Genomic DNA, 24828 nt, shown 5'->3' on the forward strand with positions numbered 1-24828 from the left:
TAATGTCATTCACTGACACCTTCAGATAGGGAATCGCTATGCAGATCGGAACCGTACTGCTTCTTTTCGTGGGTTTGGCCATCGCCATCCTGTTCATGGGGTTTAAAGTGGTGCCCCAGGGTTACCAGTGGACCGTGGAGCGTTTCGGCCGCTACACCAACACCTTAAAACCCGGCCTGAATATCATCATCCCGGTCATGGACCGCATCGGTCGCAAGATCAACGTGATGGAAAGCGTGCTGGATATCCCGCCTCAAGAAGTCATCACCGCCGACAATGCCACCGTGCAGATCGATGCGGTGTGCTTCTTCCAGGTGGTCAACACCGCCCAGGCCGCCTATGAGGTCAACAACCTCGAACATGCTATCCGCAACCTGCTGCAGACCAATATCCGTACCGTACTCGGCTCCATGGAGCTGGACGCCATGCTGAGCCAGCGTGACGGCATCAACGAAAAACTCCTGCGCACCGTGGATGAAGCCACTGCGCCATGGGGCATCAAGATCACTCGTATCGAGATCAAGGACATCAGCCCGCCCGCCGACCTGATGGCCGCCATGTCCGGCCAAATGAAAGCCGAACGGATCAAGCGTGCACAGATCCTCGAAGCCGAAGGCCTGCGGGCGTCGGCGATCCTGACAGCGGAAGGCAAAAAGCAGGCACAAATCCTTGAAGCCGAAGGCAGCCGCCAGGCAGCGTTCCTGGAATCCGAGGCCCGCGAGCGCCAGGCCGAAGCCGAAGCGCGGGCGACACAAGTGGTGTCCGAAGCCATTGCGTCGGGCAACGTGCAGGCGGTGAACTACTTCGTCGCGCAAAAATACATCGACGCCCTGGGCAAGCTGGCGTCGGCCAACAACAGCAAGGTCATCCTGATGCCGCTGGAAGCCAGCCAGGTGATTGGCGCCGTGGGCGGTATCGGCGAAATCGTCAAGGCAACCTTCGGCAACCAGAAAGGCTGAGGCCAACACCATGTGGGACTTTTTGCTGCATTTGTCGTTCTGGGACTGGTTAGCACTGGGCACCGTGCTGTTGATTCTCGAGGTGTTCGGTGCCGGAGGCTACCTGCTCTGGATGGGCATCGCCGCCGCAGCCGTGGGCGTGATCAAGTTCCTGCTCCCTCCGCTGGGGCTGGAATGGCAACTGCTGCTGTTTGCGGTGTTGTCGATACTGACCGCCGTGTACTGGTGGAAACGCCAACGCAGCAGTGCCAAGGCCAGCGACCAACCGGGGTTGAACGAGCGCGGTTCAGAGTTGGTCGGGCGCACTTTCGTGGTGCATCAAGCCATTGTGGATGGCCGCGGCAAGGTCAAAGTCGGCGATGGCGTGTGGATGGTCACCGGTGCAGACGCGCCCGTGGGCGCTCAAGTCCGCGTGGTTGGGCAGGATGGGGTGATTTTAAAGGTTGAAACTGTTTAGTCAGTGATGGAACTGGATCGGCTTAACTACAATCAAAACGTACAGATAACCCACCGGAGTCACCCATCATGCGTCTCAAATATGCTGTCGCAACCCTCGCTGTGCTTTCTCTACCTGTCGGCTCAGCCATGGCCGATAGCTTCTGGCGTAATGTCATCTCGTCGGGCGCCACCACTGGCTCGACTTACCTGACGTTCAAGGACCACAAGCTGGTGGTCGCCGCCCAGGACGACGCAGGCAGCTTCGTCGCCAGCGACGGCGGCATTCGCGGCCCGTACCTGGAAGCGGCCATGCAGAAGGTCCGCGCCGATAACCCTGGCCTCCAAGCCACCGACATGGAATTGGCTAACGCCATCCTGGCGAAGAATGCGGTAACCGAGTAACAACTGCCCTCATAAAAAATGCCGCTTTCAAGCGGCATTTTTTTGCCTGCGGCATGACGAATCGTTCATGGATGACAGGCTATATTCAGTCTCAGCGTGCAACCATGCCCTACTGACTCGTCTATTTTTCATTGCCTACCTGAAACGGATGCCTTCTTCGTCATGAGCCAACAGCCCTTCCTGCCGTTTTCCAAACCGACCATTGATGAAGCCACCATTTCGGCGGTCGGCGATGTTCTGCGTTCTGGCTGGATCACCAGCGGGCCAAAGGTGCAGGCGTTCGAAGCACAGCTGTCGGAGTATTTTGGCGGCCGTCCGGTGCGCACCTTCAACTCGGGCACCTGCACCATGGAGATCGCCTTGCGCATCGCCGGAATCGGGCCTGGGGATGAAGTCATCACCACTCCAATCTCCTGGGTTGCCACGGCCAACGTGATTCTCGAAGTGGGCGCCACTCCCGTCTTCGCCGACATCGACCCGGTGACGCGCAATATCGACCTGGCCCAGGTGGAAGCCGCCATTACTCCGCGCACCAAGGCGATCATCCCGGTCTACCTGGCCGGCTTGCCCCTGGATATGCCGATGCTCTACGCGCTGGCCAACAAGTACAACCTACGCATCGTCGAAGATGCTGCCCAGGCCCTGGGTTCCAGCTGGGATGGAGAACGCATCGGCGCAACCGGCGACTTCGTGTCCTTCAGCTTCCAGGCGAACAAGAACATCACGTCGTCCGAAGGCGGCTGCCTGGTGTTGAATAATGCCGAGGAGGCCCGTCTGGCAGAGAAGTACCGCCTGCAGGGCGTCACCCGCAGCGGCTTCGATGGCCTGGATGTGGATGTGCTGGGTGGCAAGTTCAACATGACCGACATTGCCGCCGCCATCGGCCTGGGGCAATTTGCGCACATCGAGAAGATCACCGCCCATCGTCAGAACCTGGCACGGCACTACTTCAAATGCTTGGGCAGCGATTTCGAAGCGCAGTACGGCGCACAACTGCCGCCGGCCGACTTCGAAAACAGCAACTGGCACCTGTTCCAACTGGTGTTGCCGGAGCGCCAGGATGGCCTGCCGGCCCGTGCGACGTTCATGGAGCAGATGCAGGCCCACGGCGTGGGTATCGGCTATCACTACCCGCCTATCCACCTGCTGAGCCTGTATCGGGCACAGGGTTTCAAGGAAGGCATGTTCCCGGTGGCCGAACGTGTTGGGCGTTTGATCGTGTCATTGCCGATGTTCACGGCGATGACAGAGGCGGATGTGGAGCGGGCTGTAGCAGCGGTTAAAGCTGTATTGAAAAGAGACTGATCACAACAAATCAACTGTGGGAGCTGGCTTGCCTGCGATGCTGGCACCTCGGTGTATCGGTGATACCCGGGTGATCCAATCGCAGGCAAGCCAGCTCCCACATTGATTTGTATCGTTGCAACTATGGTGTTTATTCGCCGATGGCGGCTTTGTAGCCGTCGGCATCCAGCAGCTTGTCCAGCTCGGCCTTGTCGCTTGGCTTGAGCTTGAAGATCCAGGCGCCGTACGGGTCAGAGTTCAACAGCTCAGGACTGCCACTCAAGTCCTCGTTGACGGCAAGCACTTCGCCCGCAATCGGCGAGTAGATGTCCGAAGCGGCCTTGACCGACTCCACCACACCCGCCTGGTCTTGAGCGGCAAACACCTTGCCCACTTCGGTCAGCTCAACAAACACCACATCACCCAAAGCTTCCTGTGCATGGTCGGAGATCCCGACGGTCACGGTGCCGTCAGCTTCCAGACGTGCCCATTCGTGACTTTCGGCAAAACGCAGGTCGGCAGGGATATTGCTCATAGTCTGTGTCCTCAAGATGAAATGTCAGCGGCCTTTGGCCTGCCGGAATTGGTTAGATCAAGGTTTTGCCATGACGCACGAAGGTCGGCTTGACCACTCGAACCGGATACCACTTGCCGCGGATTTCCACTTCGGCCCGGTCGGCAGTCGCCGTCGGCACACGCGCCAGCGCAATGGATTTGCTTAGCGTAGGCGAGAAACTACCACTGGTGATCTCTCCTTCGCCAACATTGGCGATACGAACCACCTGGTGAGCACGCAGCACACCACGCTCTTCAAGGACGAGCCCGACCAGTTTGAACTGCACGCCGGCTGCTTTTTCTGCTTCCAGCGCAGCGCGGCCAATGAAGTTACGCTCGACAGGTTCCCAGGCGATGCTCCAGGCCATGTTGGCCGCCAGGGGCGAGACAGCCTGGTGAATATCCTGGCCATACAGGTTCATGCCGGCCTCCAGGCGCAAGGTGTCGCGCGCACCGAGACCGATGGGGGAAATGCCGGCGCCCACCAGATCATTGAAAAAACCTGGTGCCTGATCGGCCGGCAGCACGATTTCGAGGCCGTCTTCGCCGGTATAGCCGGTGCGGGCGATAAACCAGTCGCCGTCAGCCTGGCCTTCGAACGGTTTGAGCTGATGGATCAGGGCGCCACGGGACTGGGTCACCAGTTCGGCGATTTTATGCCGGGCGTGGGGGCCTTGGATGGCGAGCATGGCCAACTCTGACCGCTCATGCAGTTGCACTGAGTAGCTGCCCAGTTGTGCCTGCATCCAGGCCATGTCCTGATCGCGGGTGGCGGCGTTGACCACCAGGCGGTAACCGGTTTCGGTGCGGTAGACGATCATGTCGTCCACCACCCCGCCCTGCTCGTTGAGCATGGCGCTGTACAACGCTCGGCCACAGCCGTGCAGTCGGTCGACATCATTGGCCAGCAGGTACTGGAGCCATTCCTTGGCCTGGGGGCCGGTGACATCGACTACGGTCATATGAGATACATCGAAGACCCCGCAGTCGCGTCGCACCTGGTGGTGCTCTTCAACTTGCGAGCCGTAATGCAAAGGCATATCCCAACCGCCAAAATCGACCATTTTCGCGCCGAGGGCGAGATGCAGGTCATACAGAGGCGTACGCTGTCCCATGGGTTTCTCCTTCCGGGCTTGGCGAAGGCGCGCAGAGCTGCCACTTGCGCCGAACACCTTGTATTACAAGGCCCGCAGCCACATACAGCAGGTCGATCCGAAAGACGGAGCGCACCGAATGCCGCGCATTGTAGCCTCAAGCCGTAGGACTGGCACCTAACCGATTTGCCGAGCCGAGCGACGAATCAGCCCGATCACCGGCAACAAGCCAACCAGCACGAGGGTCAGCGCCGGCAAAGACGCCCGCGCCCATTCGCCTTCACTGGTCATTTCAAAGATGCGGACCGCCAGGGTGTCCCAGCCAAACGGGCGCATCAGCAAGGTGGCGGGCATTTCCTTGAGCACATCCACAAACACCAGCAGCGCTGCGCTCAACGTGCCCGGCAGCAACAATGGCAGATACACTTTGCAAAACAGTCGTGGGCCGCTCACCCCAAGGCTGCGTGCCGCTTCGGGCAATGACGGACGGATGCGCGCCAGGCTGTTTTCCAGCGGCCCGTAGGCCACCGCCAGGAACCGCACCAGGTACGCCAGCACCAATGCCGACAGGCTGCCCAGCAGCAAAGGCTTGCCCGCCCCGCCCAGCCAGCCGGAGAGCGGCACCACCAGCTCGCGGTCCAGGTAACTGAACGCCAACATGATCGACACCGCCAGCACCGAGCCTGGCAACGCATAACCAACATTGGCCAGGCTGATACCGGAGCGAATCGCCCGGGTCGGCGCCAGACGATTGGCAAAGGCCAGTATCAGCGCCACGCTGACCGTGATCAGGGCTGCGATCCCGCCCAGGTAAAGGGTATGCACGATCAGCCCGGTGTAACGCTCATCCAGGTCAAAGCGGCCACGCTGCCAGAACCACGCCACCAGCTGCAGCATCGGAATCACGAACGCACAGGCGAAGACCAGACTGCACCAGGCGCTGGCCGCCACGGCTTTGAGCCCGCGCAAGTGGTACAACGCCTTGCCCCGCGGGCGCTCATTGCTCGGTCGGCTGGCCCCGCGCGCGCGTCGCTCGCCATACAGCACCAACATCACTACCAGCAGCAACAGGCTGGCCAGTTGCGCGGCACTGGACAGACTGAAAAAGCCGTACCAGGTTTTATAGATAGCGGTGGTGAAGGTGTCGAAATTGAACACCGAGACCGCGCCAAAATCCGCCAGCGTCTCCATCAGCGCCAAGGCCACACCGGCACCAATCGCTGGCCGCGCCATTGGCAATGCCACGCGCCAGAACGCTTGCCATGGCGATTGCCCCAGCACCCGCGCCGCTTCCATCAAGCCTTTGCCCTGGGCCAGAAACGCGCTGCGTGCCAACAGATAGACATAGGGATAGAACACCAGCACCAACACGATGACCACGCCGCTGGTAGAGCGTACCCGCGGCAAGCGCAACCCGGTGCCGAACCACTCGCGCAGCAGGGTTTGCACCGGCCCGGCAAAATCCAGCAGGCCCACGAACACGAAGGCCAGCACATAGGCAGGGATTGCAAAGGGCAACATCAGTGCCCAATCGAGCCAGCGCCGCCCGGGGAACTCGCACAGGCTGGTCAGCCAGGCCAGGCTAACGCCCAGCAGCGTCACGCCCAGGCCGACACCGAGCACCAGGGTCAAGGTGTTGCCCAGCAAGCGGGGCATCTGAGTGTCCCAGAGGTGCGACCAGATCTGTGGGTCGATGCTTTGCCAGGACAGCAGCAGCACGCTCAGCGGCAACAGCACCAGGGCGGCGACGCTGAAAACCGGCAGGTACCAGCGACGTTGGGCGGGGTGGGCCAAGGAAAAGCTCTCAGAAAAATAAAAATGTTGAAGCGGCCACTAACCAATGTGGGAGCTGGCTTGCCTGCGATACAAGCACCTCGGTGTATCAGTGATACCGAAGTGATGCAATCGCGGGCAAGCCAGCTCCCACAGTTGAGCGGCGCAGCTTCAGTTCCAGCCAGCGCGATCCATCAGGCGGATCGCTTCGGCCTGGCGCTTGCCTGCCACTTCCACTGGCAGGGTATCGGCCACGAACTTGCCCCAGGTCGCCACTTCCGCCGATGGCGGTACCGCTGGGTTGGCCGGGAATTCCTGGTTGACGTCGGCGAAGATCTTCTGCGCCTCAGGCGTGGTCATCCACTCCACCAGCGCCTTGGCCGCTTCCGGGTGCGGTGCGTGCTGGGTCAGGCCGATGCCGGAGAGGTTCACATGCACGCCGCGATCGCCCTGGTTCGGCCAGAACAACTTCACCGCCAGGTTTGGCTTCTGCTTGTGCAGGCGACCGTAGTAATAGGTGTTGACGATACCCACGTCGCATTGCCCGGCGTTGATGGCCTCCAGCACGGCGATGTCATCAGAGAACACGTCGGTGGACAGGTTATTCACCCAACCCTTGATGATTTCTTCGGTCTTGGCCGCGCCATGGGTCTCGATCAACGTGGCGGTCAGCGACTGGTTGTAGACTTTTTTCGCCGTGCGCAGGCACAGGCGGCCTTCCCACTGCTTGTCGGCCAGGGCTTCGTAGGTCGTCAGGTCGCCCGGTTTTACCCGGTCGGTGGAATAGGCGATCGTTCGCGCACGCAGGCTCAAACCGGTCCAAGCGTGGGCCGATGAGCGATATTGCAGAGGAATGTTCTTGTCGATGACAGGAGAGGTGAACGGTTGCAGGATGCCCATCTGCTCGGCCTGCCAGAGGTTGCCGGCGTCAACGGTCAGCAACAGGTCGGCGGTAGCGTTCTCGCCCTCGGCCTTGATGCGTTGCATCAACGGGGCTTCCTTGTCGGTGATGAACTTGACCTGTACGCCGGTCTTTTTGGTGTAGGCATCGAATACGGGCTTGATCAGCTCGTCGATACGCGAGGAGTAGACCACGACTTCGTCGGCCGCCTGCACGGTGGTGCTGCCGATCAGGGTGAGTGCCAGGGCAGTCAGGAGGCGCTTGGGTGCCAACATGGGTGCGGTCTCTCATTTGCAAATGGAGGGCAAATGATAAGGACTCACATTTGGTAACGCTTGGTGGAGGCGTTACCAGATGTTGCAGGTGCTTTTATTCGCCTTTGTGGGAGCGGGCTTGCTCGCGAATGCAGTGGGTCAGTCAGTAGTTCTATCACTGACACGCCGCTTTCGCGAGCAAGCCCGCTCCCACACAAGCCCGAACGGACGCATTTCAGCGTCAGGGTTTGGCGAGTTCGGGGAGATCGCCAGTCAATCCCAGTGCCTGGCGCACAAACACGGCTTTGGCTTCGGGCATCTGGTCGACGATTTTCAAACCCGCATTACGCAACCAGCGCAGCGGCAGTTGATCGGCCTGGAACAAGCGCTCAAAGCCTTCCATCGCCGCCATCAGCGCCAGGTTATGGGGCATGCGGCGCCGCTCGTAACGGCTCAGCACTTTCACATCGGCCAGGCGCTCGCCCCGCTCGGTCGCTGCCAGCAGCACTTCGGCCAGCACGGCTGCATCGAGGAAGCCCAGGTTCACGCCCTGCCCCGCCAACGGGTGAATGACGTGGGCAGCGTCGCCGATCAATGCCAGGCCTTCGGCCACATAGCGTTTGGCATGGCGCTGGCGCAACGGTACGCACACACGCGGGTCGGCACTAACCACAGTGCCCAAGCGCCCCTCGAAGGCACGCTCCAGCTCACGGCAGAAGCCTTCATCATCCAGCGCCATCAAGCGCTCGGATTCAGCGGGCGTGGTCGACCAGACAATCGAACACCAGTCTTCCTGCCCATCGCGTACCAGCGGCAGGAACGCCAGCGGGCCGGTGTCGGTGAAGCGTTGCCACGCGGTGCGCTGGTGCGGCTGGCTGCTGCGCACGCTGGTGACGATGGCGTTATGCAGGTAATCCCATTCGCGGGTAGGTGTACCGGTCAGGCGGCGTACGGCGGAGTTGGCACCGTCGGCGGCCACCACCAGCGGCGCGCGCAGCTTGCGGCCGTCGGCCAGGGTCAGTAACCAGTCATCGCCGGAACGGCGCATCTGTTCCAGGCGCGCGCTGGCCAGCAGGCCGAGGTCGCAGTCATGCAGGCGATCGAGCAAGGCATCCTGCACCACGCGGTTCTCGACGATATGCCCAAGCACCTCGGCATGCACGCTGGCCGCCGAGAAGTGGATCTGCCCGGTGCCGCTGCCGTCCCATACCTGCATTTCGCCGTAGGGGCTGGCACGCCGCTCTACGACGCCGTCCCACACGCCCAGGCGCTCAAGAATCCGCTGGCTGGCCGCCGACAACGCGCTTACCCGCGGTTCAAACGCCGCAGCCGGTTCAAATGGCTTGACGCTCAACGGGCTGCCGTCGAGCAGCAGTACTTGCAAGCCACTGCCCTGCAACGCCAGCGCCAGGGCACTTCCGACCATTCCGGCCCCGACAATCAGCACATCTGCGCGCATGTCCATATTCAAGCCTGTCTCGCTGGCGGCTTGCGCCGCACATAAAGGGTTTTGTCGACCCGCGCCACCAGAGTGCCGGAGCCGTCATGAATCTCGACGTTGAGGTGGGGCAGATATTTCTCGCCACCTTCAGTCTGGCGCCGGATTTCATCGAGCAAAGCGTCGTCGATGGAGAATTCGGCATACACCGGGCCTTTGCCCGGCGAGATGAAGTCAATACTCGCAGCCTTGTCCCACACGATGTAGTCGCGGCCCAGGTTCTCCATCAACAGCAACATGTAGAACGGATCGACCATCGAATACAGGCTGCCGCCAAATTGCGTACCGACGTAATTGCGGTTGTACCAACCCAGACCCATGCGCACCTTGGCATGCCGAAAATCGGCACTCAATGCCTGCACCCGCACCCCGGCGCCGAGGTACGGCGGGTACAGAGTGAGGAACCAGCGCAACAGCCGTGCCTTGCCCACGCGCTGGGTTAGCCACTTACGCATCGGAACGCGTACCCAGGCCCATGGCCTGACGGGCGAACCAGCGTTTGGCCGGTGGTAACAGGTCGAGGCCGAGCAAGCCCATATTGCGGCCCAGCGCCACCAACGGTTGGGCACTGCCAAACAGGCGCGTGACCTGGTCGGAGAAGCCTACGGTGAGTTGCTGGTCCAGGCGCTGGCGCTCGCGATAGCCTTGCAAGGTCGCCAGGTCACCCGGCACAGCAGGCCCGGCCAACAAGGCTTCGGCCAAGGCATTGGCATCGCGCAGGGACAGGTTGAACCCCTGTCCGGCAATCGGGTGCAGGCTGTGGGCGGCATTGCCGAGGACCGCCAGGTGCGAGCGCACTTGCTCTTCGGCTTCCACCAGGGTCAACGGGTACAGGTGACGGGCCCCCACTTGCTTGAGGGTGCCCAGGCGATACCCGAATACACCCTGCAGTTCGCTCAGGAAGCTACGCTCGTCGAGGCTGGCCAGGCGCTGGGCGTCCATGCCGATGCGGGTCCAGACCAGCGCGCAACGGTTGTCCGGCAGCGGCAGCAAGGCCATGGGGCCTTCATCGGTAAAGCGCTCGAACGCCTCGCCATTGTGCGCTTCGCTCGGCGTGATGTTGGCGATCAGCGCACTCTGGTTGTAGGGCCGGGTTTTCACGCCAATGCCCAGTTGCTCACGCAAGCCGGAACGGCCGCCATCGGCCAGTACCGCAAGGTCGCATTCCAGCACGGTTTCATCGTTGAGGGTCAGGCGATAGCCATCGGGCAGCGGCTCCATGCGCGTGACTTCCGCCGGGCAACGCCAGCTCACCACGTCCTTGTCCAAGCCTTGCCAAAGGCATTGGCCGAGCCAGGCGTTTTCCACCACATAACCCAGGGCTGGCACGCCCTCCTCCATCGCGGACAAACGCGCGGTGGAGAAACGCCCACGGTCCGATACATGGATCTGCTTGATCGGCTCAGCGCGTCGGGAAATGGCTTGCCACAGGCCCAGCCGCTGGTAAATCTGGCGCGCGCCAAACGACAGCGCAGAAGAGCGCGCATCGTAGCTCGGCTGGTAGCTGTCGCCCGGTGCAAAGGGTTCGATCAGCACGATCTTCCAGCCCCGTGCCTTGGCCCCGGCTTGCAATGCCAGGGCCAGGCTGGCGCCCACCAGGCCACCGCCGATAATCGCCAGGTTGACCCGGCTCATCGGGCAGCCGCCATCAACGCTTCGATCTCGGCAACGGTCTTGGGCACGCCGCCGGTCAGGATTTCACAGCCTTGCTTGGTCACTACCACGTCGTCCTCGATGCGCACGCCAATGCCACGCCATTTCTTTGCCACAGTCTGGTTGTCCGGGGAAATATAGATACCCGGCTCCACGGTCAAGGCCATGCCCACTTCCAGCACGCGCCACTCACCGCCCACTTTGTACTCGCCCACATCATGCACATCCATGCCCAGCCAGTGGCCGGCACGGTGCATGTAGAAGGCGCGGTAGGCTTCGTTGGCGATCAACTCGTCAACGTCACCTTGCAACAACCCCAGCCTCACCAGGCCGGCGGTGATGACCTGCACGGTCGCCTCGTGGGCCTGGTTCCAATGTTTGTTCGGTGCGATCTGCTTGAAGGCGGCTTCCTGGGAGGCCAGCACAATCTCGTAGATCGCCTTCTGCTCGGGCGAAAACGTGCCGTTGACCGGCCAGGTACGGGTGATGTCGCTGGCGTAGCAATCGATCTCACACCCGGCGTCGATCAGCACCAGGTCGCCGTCCTTGAGCACTGCGTCATTCTGCTGGTAATGCAGGATGCAGCTGTTGCGCCCGGCGGCGACGATGGAGCCATAGGCCGGCATTTTCGCACCGCCCTTGCGAAACTCGTAATCCAGCTCGGCTTCCAGGCTGAACTCATGCAGGCCGGCACGGCTGGCCTGCATCGCCCGCACATGGGCCGCACAGGAAATTCGCGCCGCCTCGCGCATCACCCTCACTTCTGCCGCCGATTTATACAGGCGCATATCGTGGAGCAAATGATCCAGGGCAACGAATTCGTTCGGCGGCTGGGCGCCCAGGTGTGCTTTGGAACGGATCACGTTGATCCACTCCATCACATGCCGGTCGAACTCGGCATTGCTGCCCATGGCCGAGTACACGCGGTCGCGGCCTTCGATGAGGCCGGGCAGGATGTCGTCGATATCGGTAATGGGAAAGGCGTCATCCGCGCCAAAGTCGCGAATCGCGCCTTCGGTGCCGGCACGCAGGCCGTCCCACAATTCGCGCTCGGCATTGCGCTCGCGGCAGAACAGCACGTACTCGCCGTGCTGGCGACCGGGCATCAGCACGATCACCGCTTCGGGTTCGGGGAAACCGCTCAGGTACTGGAAATCGCTGTCCTGGCGGTAAACATGCTCGACATCGCGGTTGCGGATGGCCACGGCGGCGGCCGGCAGGATCGCGATGCTGTTGGGTTCCATCTGCGCCATGAGCGCCTTGCGACGCCGGGTGTATTCCGCTTTAGGGATATGGATCATGGGCAGATGGGTGTCCTTTCTCAGTGCAACGACGGCTTGGGAGCAGCGGGTTCAGCGGACTTGCGGGTCTCGGTGAACAGCAGCAGCGGCGCGACGCGCAGGTATTCCATGACTTCCATGTAGTCGCCTTCACCGTCTTCGGATTCTTCCAGGGCATCTTGCACCTGGGAGATGGCCGCCAGGTCCTGCAGCACTTCCTTGGCGTCGGTGCTCAGCTCCAGGCCGCCGGCATTCACGCCGAAACCGTGGAGGAAACCCTGGCACCATTGACCCAGCGCGGCAGCGCGGTCAGCCAGCGGGGCGTCGTCGGTGGGCAGCAGCAGGACCACGGTGACGTCATCACCGGTCAGTTCGCCCTTGACCATTTCTTGCAGGCCGATCAATGCGTTGCGCACATTGTCGGTGGGTTCGGTTTCCAGCAGCTCGGCCACATCGGCCAGCCAGTTGTCGGCATCAAAGCCGACACCGGTGCAACTGCGGCCCAACAGCACGCCGTGCAGTTCAGCAGGCGAGCATGGATGGCCGCTGGTGCTCAGCAGTTTGGAAAAAGCATCGTACGGGGAGTTCTGAATGGGCATGGTGAGCTAGGCGCCAGACGGCGCAATGTCTAGAATGGAGCGCTGTATCCTAGCACCGGCAGACGCACCAAGACTATCGAGGGCGTCAGATCGTTTATCCTGCAGTTGCCATTCATCAGACAAATCCAGTGGAACCCAATGGAAGACACCGACCTGCAAGCGCTGATGGCCAGACTCGAACTGCTAATTGATCGGGTCGAGCAACTTAAGAGTCAAAACGGACTCCTATTAGCTCAGGAAAAGACCTGGCGCGAGGAACGCGCTCACCTCATTGAAAAAAACGAAATCGCCCGGCGTAAGGTCGAATCGATGATTTCGCGCCTGAAGGCCCTGGAGCAAGACTCATGAGTTCAAGCAATAGCGTTACCGTGCAGATCCTCGACAAAGAATATTCGATCATCTGCCCCCAGGAAGAACGCAGCAACCTGGTGAGCGCTGCCCGCTACCTGGACGGCAAGATGCGCGAAATCCGCAGCAGCGGCAAAGTGATCGGCGCCGACCGCATCGCCGTGATGGCCGCGCTGAATATCACCCATGACCTGCTGCATAAGCAGGAGCGCCCTGACGTACAGGCCAGCGGCTCGACGCGCGAGCAGGTGCGTGACTTGCTCGACCGCGTGGATCTGGTGCTTTCCACCGATTCAGACACACCCAAGGGCTGATTGCCGAGCGGGTTTAAGGTATACTCGCCCCACTCCCTGGCGTGTTTGCCAGTCGGCGATGTCCCTGAGCCGATTCGCACTACCCTGGAAGTTGCACGTTGGGCTGGTGTGCATGTCCGCTAGACGGAAAGCCTTAAAGCCTACTGCTTCTTCCACCTTGAACTTTCGGGTTCAAGGGCTAAGTCGACAGCGGCTCTGTCGGGGAGCCTGAATTCCCAAACTCAATGCCAGTCCCCGGACTGGCATTGTTTTATGAGCCGAAAATCATGACCGAACCTGCGCCGCTTTCCCGTCCGCAACTTCGACGCATGTTGCGCAAGGCCCGCCGCGCCCTCACGCCAAGCGAGCAGCGCCAGGCCGCTCAGGGTCTGTACCGGCAACTGGCACAGCACCCGCTGTTTCGCCGGGCCAGACATATCTCTTTGTATCTGCCCACGGACGGTGAAATCGATCCGCGCCTGCTGCTGCGTGCGGCCCAGCGTCGAGGCAAAGCCACTTATCTGCCGGTGCTCAGCGCCTGGCCGCGCACCAAGATGGTGTTCCAGCGCGTACGCCCTGGGGATAAGTTGCTGCCAAACCGCTTTCGCATCCTTGAACCACGGGTAAATGCCCATCACCAACGCCAAGTCTGGGCGCTGGACTTGGTGTTGTTGCCGTTGGTGGGGTTCGATGATGTGGGTGGGCGCCTGGGCATGGGCGGCGGGTTCTACGACCGCAGCTTGGCCTATCTTGCCCGCCGCCAGAGCTGGCGCAAGCCAACACTGCTGGGGCTGGCCCATGAATGCCAGAAAGTCGAACGCCTGGCGCAGGCAAGCTGGGATGTGCCGTTGGCGGGGACGGTGACTGATAAGCAGTGGTATGTCGCACAAACGCCGCTGGAAACAGCGGCGCCTTGGTGAATGCTTGAGTTAACGCTTGAACGGTTGTGACTGCTGCTGAGCCAGTTCAACCGGTGCATCGGTCTTGTTCGACCACAGGCTCTGGGCATAACCGGTGGTCACGACGCCCAGACCAAACAAAATAACCAAAATCCATAGTAAATCCGGCTTACGTTGCATCGATTGCCCCCCTTTCAGGCACCTCGTACACGATGACAACAACGTTCCAAAGTAGTCCGTTGCAGCTGCTTCAAGCTTAAAAGCGCGCATTCTGCGGTAACGTGAACCAACACGCAAACCTTGACGCCAACCGACTGTCGGTTTGTCATGCAATTGCCCGACAACTTACCCAATGCCTTTTTCAGGAGCCCAACAATGGCCTACTGGCTGATGAAATCCGAGCCTGACGAATTGTCCATAAAGGACTTGGAAAAGCTCGGCGAAGCCCGCTGGGATGGGGTGCGCAACTATCAGGCGCGCAACTTTCTGCGCGCCATGGCGGTGGGCGATGAGTTTTTCTTCTACCACTCCAGTTGCCCGGAGCCTGGGATTGCCGGCATCGGCAAAATCATCCGGGCCGCCTATCCGGACCCTACTGCGCTGGAACCAGAAAGCCACTATTTCGACGCCAAGGCCACCCCGGAGAAAAACCCGTGGAGCGCGATCGATGTCGCCCCTGTGCAAACCTTCCCCAAGGTGCTGGGGCTCGGCTATCTAAAGCAGCAAACTGCACTGGCCGAAATGCCGCTGGTGCAAAAGGGCAGCCGGCTTTCAGTCATGGCAGTCACACCGGAGCAGTGGGCAGCGGTCATTCAGTTGCTTTAACTGGCACTGGTTTCTTGCGGTGCCTGTCAGGGCCTCTTCGCGGGCAAGCCCGCTCCCACAGGGGCTCGCATTCCAATGTGGGAGCGGGCTTGCCCGCGGTAGTCGCGCAGCGACTTACTGGATGATCAGGTTGTTGAACAGCAGGTCTTCTACCACCGGCTTGCCGGTTTCATCGTTCATCACTTGCTGCGTTTGCTTCAACGCCTCTTGGCGCAGCTTTTCCTTGCCCTCGACACTGCTCATGGTCTCGTTGCTCTGCTGGGTAAACAGCGCGACCAGTTGGTTGCGAATCAACGGGTCGTTGGCCTTGACCAACTTCGCCGCCTCATCACCGGTCACGCGCAGGGCGATGTCGGCCTTGTAGACCTTGAGCTTGGCCGTGCCATCCAGGCCGTAGTTGCCCACAAACGGCGGGGTCAGGCTGATATAGCTGACTTTCGGCGCCTCGCCTTCCTTGGCTTCTTCGGCCTGGACGGCCATCGGTAACGTCAGGGCCAGCATCAACAGGATCCACGCTTTCACAGTTCATTCCTCGAATTCGTTTGCCCGGTAGCATAACGCTAGCAAGGCTGAGCACAAGCTTATGGGGGCTTATCAGGCGTGGGTATGCTCGTTGACCCACGGGCGCACCCTCCTACACTTATCGGCCACGATGCCAAAAGGAATAGTCCGATGAAAGCTGTGCTGTGCAAAGCCTTCGGCCCCGCCGAAACCTTGGTGCTGGAAGAGATCGCCAGCCCCGCGATCAAGAAGAACGAAATCCTGTTGGACGTGCACGCGGCCGGGGTGAATTTCCCGGATACGCTGATCATCGAAGGCAAATACCAGTTCAAGCCGCCCTTTCCGTTCTCACCCGGTGGCGAAGCGGCAGGCGTGGTCAGTGAAGTGGGTGAGAAAGTCAGCCATCTGAAAGTCGGTGACCGTGTGATGGCGTTGACCGGCTGGGGCAGCTTTGCCGAGCAGGTCGCGGTGCCCGGCTATAACGTGCTGCCGATCCCGCCGAGCATGGACTTCAACACCGCCGCCGCCTTCAGCATGACCTACGGCACCTCCATGCACGCGCTGAAACAACGCGCCAACCTGCAACCTGGCGAGACCTTGCTGGTGCTTGGTGCGTCCGGCGGCGTGGGCCTGGCCGCCGTGGAGATCGGCAAGGCCATGGGCGCCCGGGTGATTGCCGCCGCCAGCAGCGCCGACAAGCTCGCAGTGGCCAAGGCGGCCGGCGCCGATGAGCTGATCAACTACAGCGAAGCCAGCCTCAAGGATGAGGTCAAGCGCCTGACCGATGGCAATGGCGCTGACGTGATTTACGACCCGGTGGGTGGCGACCTGTTTGACCAGGCCGTCCGCGCCATCGCCTGGAACGGCCGCCTGTTGGTGGTGGGGTTTGCCAGCGGGCGCATTCCCGAATTGCCGGTGAACCTGGCATTGCTCAAGGGCGCCGCCGTGGTCGGCGTGTTCTGGGGCTCGTTTGCCCAGCGCCAGCCGCAGGATAACGCAGCGAATTTCCAGCAGTTGTTCACCTGGTATGGCGAGGGCAAGCTCAAGCCATTGGTGTCGCAGGTGTATCCGCTGGAACAGGCTGCCCAAGCGATCAATGATCTGGGGCAGCGCAAGGCAGTGGGTAAAATAGTTGTCCAAACCCGATAACACACCTGAAATGCAATCCATGTGGGAGCTGGCTTGCCTGCGATAGCGGTGGGTCAGCTGCTACAGATGAACCTGAAAAACCGCCATCGCAGGCAAGCCAGCTCCCACAGTAGTTACTCAGTGGTCTTAGGACCTAATCACGACCATCACTTATCTATTAGCGACATGTTCGTAAAAGAACATGCACTTGCTCGCGTTTCCTGTGTTTGCGGATAAGAGGCGATGCTATTTTCGGTAACGAAACTGTAACATTCGCATCCGCAGTCAAAACAAGAAATTTGGAGCTCTTGAATGTTTGCTTTCTTTCGTCCTGCCGCACACCAGGCGCCCCTGCCTGAAGAAAAAATAGACAGTACCTACCGACGGCTGCGCTGGCAGATCTTCGCGGGTATTTTCTTTGGTTACGCTGGCTACTACCTGCTGCGTAAAAACTTCTCCCTGGCCATGCCCTACCTGATCGACGAGGGTTACACCCGCGGTGAACTGGGCCTGGCGATGTCGGCGATCGCAATCGCCTATGGTTTGTCCAAATTCCTGATGGGCTTGGTGTCCGACCGCTCCAACCCGCGCTACTTCCTGCCCTTCGGCCTGCTGGTTTCGGCAGGGGTGATGTTCATTTTCGGTTTCGCGCCTTGGGCAACGTCCAGCGTGACCATGATGTTCATTTTGCTGTTCATCAACGGCTGGGCCCAGGGCATGGGCTGGCCGCCGAGTGGGCGGACCATGGTGCACTGGTGGTCGCAGAAAGAACGCGGCGGCGTGGTGTCCGTGTGGAACGTGGCGCACAACGTCGGCGGCGGCCTGATCGGCCCGCTGTTCCTGCTGGGCATGGCATGGTTCAACGACTGGCATGCCGCGTTCTACGTGCCGGCCACCGTGGCCCTGGCGGTGGCGGCGTTTGCCTTCATCACCATGCGCGACACCCCGCAATCGGTGGGCCTGCCGCCTATCGAGCAGTACAAGAACGACTACCCGGAAGGTTACGACGCCAGCCACGAAGACGAATTCAGCGCCAAGGAAATCTTCGTCAAGTACGTGTTGCGCAACAAAATGCTCTGGTACATCGCCTTCGCCAACGTGTTTGTGTACCTGTTGCGCTACGGCGTACTGGACTGGGCGCCGACCTATTTGAAAGAAGCCAAACACTTCACGGTCGACAAGTCGTCCTGGGCGTATTTCTTCTACGAGTGGGCAGGCATCCCGGGCACGCTGCTGTGCGGCTGGATGTCGGACAAGATCTTCCGTGGCAATCGCGGCCTGACCGGCATCGTGTTCATGGCGCTGGTCACCGTGGCGACCCTGGTTTACTGGCTCAACCCGCCGGGCAACCCGATGATCGACATGATTGCGCTGTTCTCAATCGGCTTCCTGATCTACGGCCCGGTGATGCTGATCGGCCTGCAGGCACTGGAACTGGCTCCGAAGAAAGCCGCCGGCACCGCAGCGGGCTTCACCGGTTTGTTCGGTTACCTGGGCGGTTCGGTAGCGGCAAGTGCCGCCATGGGCTACACGGTTGACCATTTCGGCTGGGACGGCGGCTTTGTACTGCTGATCAGCGCCTGCGTACTGGCCATCGCGTTCCTGATCCCTACGCTGTGGCACACCAACAGTGTCAGCTCGGCGCGTTAACCGCCCAGGCAATCCTTGGCACAACGCTTGAGCCGCGCCTCCAGGTTTTTATCTGGCATGGCGTGGCTACGCAGGGCGTTCACGGTCTGCTCGACATAATCGCGAGTCGTGCCGTAACGCCCGCAAGCGCTTTGCAGTACATGATTAAGCACGATATCGGGCAAGTTGCCGGCATAGCTGGGCAAGTGCCGCTCCAGAACAAACCCCAACGCCTGCACGGTGCTGCCATCTTCCAATCGGCAACTGAGCCAGTGCGGCCGGTACGAGGGGTAAGGCATCTCGCGTTGCCACAGGGCATACAGCGAGGCCTCCAACTGATCTTCCGGCAAACGGTAGGCGAACCCGCTGCAGGAACCACCGCGATCCAGCCCGAACACCAAGCCCGGCAACTCCGGCGTCCCCCGATGCTCGTGTGACCACAAATACAGGCCACGGTGATAACCGTGAACCCGTGCACGCACCCGCTCGGTCGACGAGCATTCAGGGCGCCAGATCAGCGAACCATACGCAAACAGCCACACCGGCCCACCCTTGTGCCGAGCCATGGTGGCTTGCATCGAGCTCATCAATTGTTCGTGAGTGAGTTGCGGCCCCAGATCGAGCCGCGGAGGGTAAGCCAATTGCAGAAGATCGGTTTCAATGGCGGTCATGGCGAAAAGCGGTGCGCCTCCTGTGTGTTACCAGTTGTAAGCGACTTTACCGTAATAGAACGCGCCGCTGTAACCGTACGGCGAAAAAGTGCTGTAGGCGAGGTTGCCGCCGCTGCTGGCGAAGGCGTTAACCTTCTCCGGGTACTTATCGGTGACGTTGTCGCCGCCCAGAGTGAAGGTCCAGTTCTTCAACTTGTAATCCGCCGACAGGTCCAGCACCCAGGCGGCCTTGAAGGTCTGGTCGTTGACCTTGTCCGTCTGATAACTGGTGAACTCACCATAGCGCACCAGGTTAGTGTGCAGCGCCCAATTACCGAAGGTGAAGTCGTTGCCCAGGCTCAGCTTGTGCTGGGGCGTGGTATCGCCCAGCAAGCCGATACGCTCGCGGCGGTCCACTCGCACCAGGTTGGCCCCCAGGCTATCGAGAATCGCGGGGTTGGCTTTCACGTCGGTGACTTTGGTGTGGTTGTAGTTGTAGCCCACGGTACTGTTCCAGCGAATGCCGTTATCGAGCTGGTAGCGATAGTTGGCTACCAGATCGACGCCATCGGTGCTGGTGTCCGTGGCGTTGGTGAAGTACCGGGCCGTGGTGTAGTTGATATTGCCGACGCCATTGGCTTGCAGGTAAGCCACCGTGGCCGGGTTGAGATTGAGGTTAGACGACAGGCTGATGCGGTCGCGGATGTCGATGCGGTACACATCGAGCGTGACGGTCAGATCATCGGCCGGCTCCAGCACCAGGCCGAGGCTGTAGTTGCGCGACTTTTCGGCCTTGAGGTCTTCGGCACCCAGCAGGCGCGCGACCTGACTGTTGGCCGGGAAGGTGCCGGCTTCCTGGATGGTACTGCCGATCAACTGCGATGAGGTGTAGGCAAAATTCTGCTGGGCCAGGGACGGCGCACGGAAACCGTTGGAGATGCTGCCGCGCAAGGCCACCTGGGGGGTGAAGTCGTAGCGGGCCGACAGCGAGCCGCTGACGTTGGAGCCAAAGTCACTGTAATCCTCATGGCGCACGGCGGCCGAGGCGCTGAGTTTTTCGGTGAAGTTGGTTTCCAGGTCCAGGTACTGTGCCCAGTTATGCCGCGTGCTGGTGCCGGCATCGGCATCGCGGAAACCGCCCAGGCCGGAGCTGCCGGTCTGGTAATAGGACGCTGGCTCGCCCGCCTCGATTTCATAGCCCTGATGCAGGTATTCACCGCCGAACGCCACGGAGACCGGATACGGCAGAAAACCCACATCGAACTCACGGGACAGGTCCAGGCTGACTTGCTTCTGATCGTTGCTCAGGGTGCCGTTGTTGAATTTACGCGGCGTTGCCAGGCCCAGTGAGGTGTTGATGGTTTCAGTCCCCAGTTCGTACTGGTTCTTGCCGTAGTTGGCCGACAGGTCGTAATGCCAGTCGTAGGCCAGCAGGCCGCGCAAGCCCACCACCAGAGAAGTGTCTTCCAGGTTGCCTTTGATCAGTGGCAGGTAGCCGTTAGGGTTGAGCGCCTTGATGTTGTTGGACGCGTTGCTTGCCCGGTAGAAGGCTGCCGTTTCACCGCGCCGCTTGCTGTAGCCACCGAAGGTGTAGAACTCGGCGGCATCGTTGAAGGCATACTCCGAGTTGAACTGGAATTTGCCTTCATTGGTGGCTGGCTCACCTTGGCGGAACACACGCTGGCCGTAAGTAGTAGAGCCGATGCTGCCGGGGCGGTAGTCGTTGCCGGCGCGGTTGGTGTAATCGTTGTCGGCGCCTTCAGCAGACAGGTTGATAAAGCCATTGTCGCCCAATGCCAGGCCCGTATTACCGCTGACATTACGCTGGATGCCGTCACCCTTTTTGTACTCGCCAAACTTGCTGGAAACCGAGCCGCCATGGTCGGCGTGCTTGAGGATCACGTTGATCACCCCGGCGATCGCATCGGAGCCGTAACGGGCAGAAGCGCCGTCGCGCAGCACCTCGATATGGTCCACCGCCGACAGCGGAATGGCATTCAAGTCTGCCGGGGCCGAACCGCGCCCAACCGCACCGCCCAGGTTGACGAAGGCACTGGTATGGCGACGCTTGCCGTTGACCAGTACCAACACCTGGTCCGGCGACAAGCCGCGCAACTGCGCCGGACGCACGAGCTCGGCGCCGTCCACCAGGCTTGGTCGGGGGAAGTTGATCGACGGAATCAGCCGCGCTAATACGGCACCCAGCTCATCGGAGCCGGTGCTGCGCAGGGTTTCACCGGAGATTACGTCGATTGGCGACAGCGATGCACTGGCAGTGCGCTCTTGGGCGCGGGTGCCGGTGACGATTACGGTGTCGAGTTTAGGTGCATCAACCGCAGTAGTTTCGTCTGCCAGAACTGGATTGAATCCCACAACGGTCAGCAAATTTGCCGACAAAATCGCCGTGTATAGCGCGTGTTTCCTGTAGCTCCCCATACCGCTCCCCTTTGAATCAAAAATAGAACTGCAATGCGCGAAGTTCGTACGATCGATCCGGCTGGCGGGCGGTGGCGGTCAGTATCTGGTTATGGTCGGTGAAGTCGGTAGTCCGTTGCGATATAGCTTAAAGATATTCATGAAGCAGAATAAATACCTTAAAAGAATAAGCAAAAGCATAAGCACGCTCGCCCATTCGTCAGGATCCACGTGGCTAATCCCGGTACTTTCAGCCCCGGTTCAGCCTGGGCGCGTGCCAAGCCGTCAAACTGGCGCGCCTGTAACGACCCACTTAGCCGTTCATCAAATCGACTACCGAGGTCGCCATGAAAAAATTCCGAATGCCTGGCCTGTTATTGCTTGCCCAGGCCACCACTGCACTGGCTAGCGAAACGCCAACGGCGACTGACGACAAAGGCTTCTGGTACGCCCAGACCAGCGTCTACACCCGGCACTTTGCACCCGACCCGCAACACAACAACAAACAGGACCTGATCGGTCTGGAGCGCAATGAGGCGTCGGGCCTGGTGTATGGCGGGGTCACCTTTCGCAACTCGTTTCGCCAACGCTCGTACTATGCCTATGCGGGCAAGCGCTACGACATGGCCGACTACCCGGTGTATGCGAAGTTGACTGGTGGACTGATCCAGGGCTATCGCGGCGAGTATCGCGACAAGATCCCGTTGAATCGTTTTGGCGTAGCGCCAGTGATCATTCCGTCTGTGGGTACCCACTACGGACCGGTCGCGGCGGAGCTGGTGTTGCTGGGGTTCAATGCAGCAATGGTGACGACGGGGTTACGATTCTGAGCGAACACCACCCATGTGGGAGCGGGCTTGCTCGCGAATACGGTGGGTCAGCCAACTCATCCGGTGACTGGTACAACGCATTCGCGAGCAAGCCCGCTCCCACAGTTTGATGGATGTTTAACCGAGAGTTTTTTACTCCGCTCAGGGCCGTGGGGCGTAGGCAAACACGTCGGCGCGCATACGGTGCGCATCCATACCGGCGTCGACCAATGCATCCAGGGTGCCATAAATCATCGCCGGTGAGCCGCTGGCGTAGACATGTACCGTGTTGAGGTCGGCAATGTCTTCGCACACCACCTCATGCAGCAAACCGCAGCGCCCCTCCCAACCACACAGGTCGCTGACCACTTTGTGCAGGAACAGATTGGGCAATTGCAGCCACTGATCCCAGTGCTCGATCTGGTAGAAATCTTCCGGGCGCCGTACGCCCCAGTACAGGTGCACCGGGTGCTTGAAGCCCGAAGCGCGACAGTGCTCGATCAGACTGTGCATCTGCGCCATACCGGTACCGGCGGCCATCAACACCAGCGGCCCGTCTGGCAACTCGGCCAGGTGGGTGTCACCGAACGGCAGTTCCACACGGGCCATCTGGTTGCGCTGCAATTGTTCGATAAGGTTACGCGCACTGTCCTCGCGCACCAGCACATGCAGCTCCAACTCACGCCCGGCATGGGGTGCAGAAGCCAGGGAGAACGCCGACTTCTCGCCGTTCTCCCGTTCGAGCATCAAGTATTGCCCGGCGTGGTAACGCACCGCCTTACCGGCCGGAGCGCGCAGGCGCACACGCCAGACATCGCCACCGACTTCCACGCACTCGATCAATTGGCATGACAATTTGCGCAACGGCAACTCTCCCGGCGCCAGTACGCCATCCCACAACACAATGCAGTCTTCCAGCGGCTCGGCGATGCAAGTGTAGAACTCGCCATGGTCGCGCACTTCACCGGCCTGGCTTACCCGCCCCTCCACCAGCAACGCCGCACACACATGGCACACGCCATTGCGGCAGGCCTGGGGGCATTCGTACCCCAGGCGGCGTGCACCTTCGAGGATTCGTTCGCCAGGGACCAGCTCCAGTACAGCGCCGGAAGGTTGCAGGGTTACACGCATCAATCTATTCCCAATTCTTTCCAGATCGCATCGACACGCGCGGTGACGGCTTCATCCTTGACGATCACCCGGCCCCACTCGCGAGTGGTTTCACCCGGCCATTTGTGGGTGGCATCCAGGCCCATTTTCGAACCCAGGCCCGATACCGGCGAGGCAAAGTCGAGGTAGTCGATCGGCGTGTTATCGATCATCACGGTATCGCGCTTGGGGTCCATGCGCGTGGTGATGGCCCAGATCACGTCGTTCCAGTCCCGGGCATTGATGTCGTCGTCGGTGACAATAACGAACTTGGTGTACATGAACTGTCGCAAAAACGACCATACGCCGAGCATTACCCGCTTGGCATGCCCCGGATACGACTTCTTCATGGTCACGATGGCCATGCGGTACGAACAGCCCTCGGGCGGCAGGTAGAAGTCGGTGATTTCCGGGAATTGCTTTTGCAGGATCGGCACGAACACTTCGTTGAGCGCCACGCCGAGGATGGCGGGCTCATCGGGCGGACGACCCGTGTAGGTGCTGTGGTAGATCGGCTTGACCCGATGGGTGATGCGCTCGACGGTGAACACCGGGAAGCTGTCGACTTCGTTGTAGTAACCGGTGTGGTCGCCGTACGGGCCTTCATCGGCCATTTCACCTGGGTGAATCACGCCTTCAAGAATAATTTCGGCGGTGGCCGGCACTTGCAGGTCGTTACCGCGGCACTTCACCAGCTCCGTGCGATTACCGCGCAACAAGCCGGCGAAGGCGTACTCGGAGAGGCTGTCAGGTACGGGCGTGACTGCGCCGAGAATGGTCGCCGGGTCGGCACCCAGGGCCACGGACACCGGGAACGGCTTGCCGGGATGCTTTTCGCACCACTCACGGAAGTCGAGGGCTCCGCCACGGTGGCTGAGCCAGCGCATGATCACTTTGTTACGGCCAATGACTTGCTGACGGTAGATACCGAGGTTCTGGCGATCCTTGTTCGGGCCCTTGGTGACAGTCAGGCCCCAGGTGATCAACGGGCCAACGTCGCCAGGCCAGCAGGTTTGCACCGGAAGCATGGCCAGGTCGACATCATCGCCTTCAATGACCACTTCCTGGCACACCGCGTCCTTGACCACCTTGGGGGCCATGGCGATGATCTTGCGGAAGATCGGCAGTTTGGACCAGGCGTCCTTCAAGCCCTTGGGCGGCTCGGGCTCCTTGAGAAAGGCCAGCAGCTTGCCGATCTCGCGCAGTTCGCTGACAGACTCGGCGCCCATGCCAAAGGCCACGCGCTCGGGAGTGCCGAACAGGTTGCCCAGCACCGGGATATCAAAGCCGGTCGGGTTTTCGAACAACAGCGCCGGGCCCTTGTTGCGCAAGGTGCGGTCGCAAATCTCAGTCATTTCCAGCACCGGAGAAATCGGCATCTGGATACGTTTCAACTCTCCGCGCTGCTCAAGTTGCTGCACGAAATCCCGAAGATCCTTGAATTTCATTAACCATGCCACCCGTAAAATAGGCGTACATCCTACCTGCTCTG

General features: G+C 60.5%; 26 protein-coding genes and 1 other RNA gene. 12 read left to right on the plus strand and 15 right to left on the minus strand.

Going from position 1 to position 24828, the window contains the following annotated elements:
* The first annotated feature begins 38 nt into the window (after nucleotides 1-38).
* The 4 genes from ODQ19_RS02765 (at nucleotide 39) to ODQ19_RS02780 (ending at nucleotide 3104) form a co-directional block, all read left to right on the plus strand.
* Nucleotides 39-959, plus strand: a complete 921-nt coding sequence (locus ODQ19_RS02765; RefSeq protein WP_003195285.1) for an SPFH domain-containing protein — start codon at nucleotides 39-41, stop codon at nucleotides 957-959.
* A 10-nt stretch (nucleotides 960-969) separates the two neighbouring features.
* A complete protein-coding gene (locus ODQ19_RS02770; protein WP_330209281.1) occupies nucleotides 970-1416 on the plus strand; it encodes an NfeD family protein in 447 nt (148 codons plus the stop codon).
* Nucleotides 1417-1484: 68 nt separating this feature from the next.
* The gene (locus tag ODQ19_RS02775; protein ID WP_003176799.1) at nucleotides 1485-1799 is read left to right on the plus strand and encodes a DUF2388 domain-containing protein; all 315 of its coding nucleotides are present in this window, start codon (nucleotides 1485-1487) and stop codon (nucleotides 1797-1799) included.
* A gap of 162 nt (nucleotides 1800-1961) precedes the next feature.
* On the plus strand, nucleotides 1962-3104 hold the full coding sequence (locus tag ODQ19_RS02780) for a DegT/DnrJ/EryC1/StrS family aminotransferase (RefSeq protein ID WP_116666631.1): 1143 nt from the start codon (nucleotides 1962-1964) through the stop codon (nucleotides 3102-3104).
* A gap of 130 nt (nucleotides 3105-3234) precedes the next feature.
* Here the strand turns inward: ODQ19_RS02780 and gcvH are convergent, their stop codons facing one another.
* The 9 genes from gcvH to ODQ19_RS02825 form a co-directional block, all read right to left on the minus strand.
* Nucleotides 3235-3618, minus strand: coding sequence for a glycine cleavage system protein GcvH (gcvH, locus tag ODQ19_RS02785; protein WP_330209282.1), 384 nt, complete (start codon nucleotides 3616-3618; stop codon nucleotides 3235-3237).
* Nucleotides 3619-3670: 52 nt separating this feature from the next.
* Entirely contained in the window at nucleotides 3671-4753 is a 1083-nt protein-coding gene (gcvT, locus tag ODQ19_RS02790; RefSeq protein WP_116666629.1) for a glycine cleavage system aminomethyltransferase GcvT, read from the minus strand.
* A 156-nt stretch (nucleotides 4754-4909) separates the two neighbouring features.
* Complete coding sequence (locus ODQ19_RS02795) at nucleotides 4910-6526, minus strand: ABC transporter permease (protein ID WP_116666628.1); 1617 nt, start codon at nucleotides 6524-6526, stop codon at nucleotides 4910-4912.
* 150 nt (nucleotides 6527-6676) lie between these two features.
* On the minus strand, nucleotides 6677-7681 hold the full coding sequence (locus ODQ19_RS02800; RefSeq protein WP_330209283.1) for an extracellular solute-binding protein: 1005 nt from the start codon (nucleotides 7679-7681) through the stop codon (nucleotides 6677-6679).
* A gap of 220 nt (nucleotides 7682-7901) precedes the next feature.
* Nucleotides 7902-9119 (minus strand): 2-octaprenyl-3-methyl-6-methoxy-1,4-benzoquinol hydroxylase, encoded by a 1218-nt coding sequence (locus tag ODQ19_RS02805; RefSeq protein ID WP_165861624.1) that lies wholly within the window; start codon nucleotides 9117-9119, stop codon nucleotides 7902-7904.
* Nucleotides 9120-9127: 8 nt separating this feature from the next.
* Nucleotides 9128-9613: a DUF4442 domain-containing protein gene (locus ODQ19_RS02810; RefSeq protein ID WP_116666625.1), complete on the minus strand. Its 486-nt coding sequence runs from the start codon at nucleotides 9611-9613 to the stop codon at nucleotides 9128-9130.
* Nucleotides 9606-10793, minus strand: coding sequence for a 2-octaprenyl-6-methoxyphenyl hydroxylase (gene ubiH, locus ODQ19_RS02815; protein WP_089041506.1), 1188 nt, complete (start codon nucleotides 10791-10793; stop codon nucleotides 9606-9608). The genes ODQ19_RS02810 and ubiH overlap by 8 nt, the downstream gene beginning before the upstream one ends.
* Nucleotides 10790-12112 (minus strand): Xaa-Pro aminopeptidase, encoded by a 1323-nt coding sequence (pepP, locus tag ODQ19_RS02820; RefSeq protein ID WP_330209284.1) that lies wholly within the window; start codon nucleotides 12110-12112, stop codon nucleotides 10790-10792. Before pepP ends, ubiH begins: the two co-directional genes overlap by 4 nt.
* 20 nt (nucleotides 12113-12132) lie before the next feature.
* Nucleotides 12133-12690: a YecA/YgfB family protein gene (locus ODQ19_RS02825; RefSeq protein WP_056783168.1), complete on the minus strand. Its 558-nt coding sequence runs from the start codon at nucleotides 12688-12690 to the stop codon at nucleotides 12133-12135.
* Between the two features lie 138 nt (nucleotides 12691-12828).
* Here ODQ19_RS02825 and ODQ19_RS02830 point away from each other — a divergent pair, with 138 nt between their 5' ends.
* The 4 genes from ODQ19_RS02830 (at nucleotide 12829) to ODQ19_RS02845 (ending at nucleotide 14251) form a co-directional block, all read left to right on the plus strand.
* A complete protein-coding gene (locus tag ODQ19_RS02830; RefSeq protein WP_003177365.1) occupies nucleotides 12829-13038 on the plus strand; it encodes a TIGR02449 family protein in 210 nt (69 codons plus the stop codon).
* On the plus strand, nucleotides 13035-13352 hold the full coding sequence (locus ODQ19_RS02835; RefSeq protein ID WP_014720410.1) for a cell division protein ZapA: 318 nt from the start codon (nucleotides 13035-13037) through the stop codon (nucleotides 13350-13352). The genes ODQ19_RS02830 and ODQ19_RS02835 overlap by 4 nt, the downstream gene beginning before the upstream one ends.
* A 30-nt stretch (nucleotides 13353-13382) precedes the next feature.
* Nucleotides 13383-13561, plus strand: a non-coding RNA gene (gene ssrS, locus ODQ19_RS02840) — 6S RNA.
* 57 nt (nucleotides 13562-13618) lie between these two features.
* On the plus strand, nucleotides 13619-14251 hold the full coding sequence (locus tag ODQ19_RS02845; protein WP_330209285.1) for a 5-formyltetrahydrofolate cyclo-ligase: 633 nt from the start codon (nucleotides 13619-13621) through the stop codon (nucleotides 14249-14251).
* Between the two features lie 9 nt (nucleotides 14252-14260).
* Here the strand turns inward: ODQ19_RS02845 and ODQ19_RS02850 are convergent, their stop codons facing one another.
* On the minus strand, nucleotides 14261-14410 hold the full coding sequence (locus ODQ19_RS02850) for a hypothetical protein (protein ID WP_165861623.1): 150 nt from the start codon (nucleotides 14408-14410) through the stop codon (nucleotides 14261-14263).
* Between the two features lie 195 nt (nucleotides 14411-14605).
* On the opposite strand from ODQ19_RS02850, the gene ODQ19_RS02855 reads away from it, so the two are divergent.
* A complete protein-coding gene (locus ODQ19_RS02855; RefSeq protein WP_330209286.1) occupies nucleotides 14606-15055 on the plus strand; it encodes an EVE domain-containing protein in 450 nt (149 codons plus the stop codon).
* Nucleotides 15056-15169: 114 nt separating this feature from the next.
* Here the strand turns inward: ODQ19_RS02855 and ODQ19_RS02860 are convergent, their stop codons facing one another.
* Complete coding sequence (locus ODQ19_RS02860) at nucleotides 15170-15577, minus strand: flagellar basal body-associated protein FliL (RefSeq protein WP_330209287.1); 408 nt, start codon at nucleotides 15575-15577, stop codon at nucleotides 15170-15172.
* A 150-nt stretch (nucleotides 15578-15727) separates the two neighbouring features.
* Here ODQ19_RS02860 and ODQ19_RS02865 point away from each other — a divergent pair, with 150 nt between their 5' ends.
* Together ODQ19_RS02865 and glpT are read left to right on the plus strand one after the other, a co-directional pair.
* Nucleotides 15728-16705, plus strand: coding sequence for an NADPH:quinone oxidoreductase family protein (locus ODQ19_RS02865; protein ID WP_116666618.1), 978 nt, complete (start codon nucleotides 15728-15730; stop codon nucleotides 16703-16705).
* Between the two features lie 291 nt (nucleotides 16706-16996).
* On the plus strand, nucleotides 16997-18334 hold the full coding sequence (gene glpT, locus ODQ19_RS02870) for a glycerol-3-phosphate transporter (protein WP_014720415.1): 1338 nt from the start codon (nucleotides 16997-16999) through the stop codon (nucleotides 18332-18334).
* Here the strand turns inward: glpT and ODQ19_RS02875 are convergent.
* Together ODQ19_RS02875 and ODQ19_RS02880 are read right to left on the minus strand one after the other, a co-directional pair.
* On the minus strand, nucleotides 18331-18984 hold the full coding sequence (locus ODQ19_RS02875; protein WP_014720416.1) for a gamma-glutamylcyclotransferase: 654 nt from the start codon (nucleotides 18982-18984) through the stop codon (nucleotides 18331-18333). The two genes, glpT and ODQ19_RS02875, sit on opposite strands and share 4 nt — an antisense overlap.
* A 27-nt stretch (nucleotides 18985-19011) precedes the next feature.
* Nucleotides 19012-21399, minus strand: a complete 2388-nt coding sequence (locus ODQ19_RS02880) for a TonB-dependent receptor plug domain-containing protein (RefSeq protein WP_330209288.1) — start codon at nucleotides 21397-21399, stop codon at nucleotides 19012-19014.
* Between the two features lie 326 nt (nucleotides 21400-21725).
* Here ODQ19_RS02880 and ODQ19_RS02885 point away from each other — a divergent pair, with 326 nt between their 5' ends.
* Nucleotides 21726-22208, plus strand: a complete 483-nt coding sequence (locus tag ODQ19_RS02885) for a sn-glycerol-3-phosphate transporter (protein WP_330209289.1) — start codon at nucleotides 21726-21728, stop codon at nucleotides 22206-22208.
* Between the two features lie 141 nt (nucleotides 22209-22349).
* Here ODQ19_RS02885 and ODQ19_RS02890 read toward each other — a convergent pair whose 3' ends face one another.
* A complete protein-coding gene (locus ODQ19_RS02890; protein ID WP_005792404.1) occupies nucleotides 22350-23318 on the minus strand; it encodes a CDP-6-deoxy-delta-3,4-glucoseen reductase in 969 nt (322 codons plus the stop codon).
* Nucleotides 23318-24784 (minus strand): 4-hydroxy-3-polyprenylbenzoate decarboxylase, encoded by a 1467-nt coding sequence (ubiD, locus tag ODQ19_RS02895; RefSeq protein WP_003195329.1) that lies wholly within the window; start codon nucleotides 24782-24784, stop codon nucleotides 23318-23320. The genes ODQ19_RS02890 and ubiD overlap by 1 nt, the downstream gene beginning before the upstream one ends.
* Nucleotides 24785-24828: the final 44 nt, after the last annotated feature.

Source organism: Pseudomonas sp. AM4(2022), from assembly GCF_036346515.1.
Taxonomy (GTDB): Bacteria; Pseudomonadota; Gammaproteobacteria; order Pseudomonadales; family Pseudomonadaceae; genus Aquipseudomonas; species Aquipseudomonas paracarnis.

What these genes read in the sequence shown, in the direction of transcription:
- ODQ19_RS02850 (WP_165861623.1), bottom strand. Translation starts at nt 14,410, where the DNA reads ATGCAACGTAAGCCGGATTTACTATGGATTTTGGTTATTTTGTTTGGT.
- ODQ19_RS02875 (WP_014720416.1), bottom strand. Translation starts at nt 18,984, where the DNA reads ATGACCGCCATTGAAACCGATCTTCTGCAATTGGCTTACCCTCCGCGG.
- pepP (WP_330209284.1), bottom strand. Translation starts at nt 12,112, where the DNA reads ATGATCCATATCCCTAAAGCGGAATACACCCGGCGTCGCAAGGCGCTC.
- ODQ19_RS02885 (WP_330209289.1), top strand. Translation starts at nt 21,726, where the DNA reads ATGAAAAAATTCCGAATGCCTGGCCTGTTATTGCTTGCCCAGGCCACC.
- ODQ19_RS02780 (WP_116666631.1), top strand. Translation starts at nt 1,962, where the DNA reads ATGAGCCAACAGCCCTTCCTGCCGTTTTCCAAACCGACCATTGATGAA.
- ubiH (WP_089041506.1), bottom strand. Translation starts at nt 10,793, where the DNA reads ATGAGCCGGGTCAACCTGGCGATTATCGGCGGTGGCCTGGTGGGCGCC.
- ODQ19_RS02765 (WP_003195285.1), top strand. Translation starts at nt 39, where the DNA reads ATGCAGATCGGAACCGTACTGCTTCTTTTCGTGGGTTTGGCCATCGCC.
- ODQ19_RS02770 (WP_330209281.1), top strand. Translation starts at nt 970, where the DNA reads ATGTGGGACTTTTTGCTGCATTTGTCGTTCTGGGACTGGTTAGCACTG.
- ubiD (WP_003195329.1), bottom strand. Translation starts at nt 24,784, where the DNA reads ATGAAATTCAAGGATCTTCGGGATTTCGTGCAGCAACTTGAGCAGCGC.
- ODQ19_RS02825 (WP_056783168.1), bottom strand. Translation starts at nt 12,690, where the DNA reads ATGCCCATTCAGAACTCCCCGTACGATGCTTTTTCCAAACTGCTGAGC.
- gcvT (WP_116666629.1), bottom strand. Translation starts at nt 4,753, where the DNA reads ATGGGACAGCGTACGCCTCTGTATGACCTGCATCTCGCCCTCGGCGCG.
- ODQ19_RS02800 (WP_330209283.1), bottom strand. Translation starts at nt 7,681, where the DNA reads ATGTTGGCACCCAAGCGCCTCCTGACTGCCCTGGCACTCACCCTGATC.
- ODQ19_RS02835 (WP_014720410.1), top strand. Translation starts at nt 13,035, where the DNA reads ATGAGTTCAAGCAATAGCGTTACCGTGCAGATCCTCGACAAAGAATAT.
- ODQ19_RS02775 (WP_003176799.1), top strand. Translation starts at nt 1,485, where the DNA reads ATGCGTCTCAAATATGCTGTCGCAACCCTCGCTGTGCTTTCTCTACCT.
- ODQ19_RS02865 (WP_116666618.1), top strand. Translation starts at nt 15,728, where the DNA reads ATGAAAGCTGTGCTGTGCAAAGCCTTCGGCCCCGCCGAAACCTTGGTG.
- ODQ19_RS02890 (WP_005792404.1), bottom strand. Translation starts at nt 23,318, where the DNA reads ATGCGTGTAACCCTGCAACCTTCCGGCGCTGTACTGGAGCTGGTCCCT.
- ODQ19_RS02845 (WP_330209285.1), top strand. Translation starts at nt 13,619, where the DNA reads ATGACCGAACCTGCGCCGCTTTCCCGTCCGCAACTTCGACGCATGTTG.
- ODQ19_RS02830 (WP_003177365.1), top strand. Translation starts at nt 12,829, where the DNA reads ATGGAAGACACCGACCTGCAAGCGCTGATGGCCAGACTCGAACTGCTA.
- ODQ19_RS02880 (WP_330209288.1), bottom strand. Translation starts at nt 21,399, where the DNA reads ATGGGGAGCTACAGGAAACACGCGCTATACACGGCGATTTTGTCGGCA.
- ODQ19_RS02855 (WP_330209286.1), top strand. Translation starts at nt 14,606, where the DNA reads ATGGCCTACTGGCTGATGAAATCCGAGCCTGACGAATTGTCCATAAAG.
- gcvH (WP_330209282.1), bottom strand. Translation starts at nt 3,618, where the DNA reads ATGAGCAATATCCCTGCCGACCTGCGTTTTGCCGAAAGTCACGAATGG.
- ODQ19_RS02805 (WP_165861624.1), bottom strand. Translation starts at nt 9,119, where the DNA reads ATGCGCGCAGATGTGCTGATTGTCGGGGCCGGAATGGTCGGAAGTGCC.
- ODQ19_RS02810 (WP_116666625.1), bottom strand. Translation starts at nt 9,613, where the DNA reads ATGCGTAAGTGGCTAACCCAGCGCGTGGGCAAGGCACGGCTGTTGCGC.
- glpT (WP_014720415.1), top strand. Translation starts at nt 16,997, where the DNA reads ATGTTTGCTTTCTTTCGTCCTGCCGCACACCAGGCGCCCCTGCCTGAA.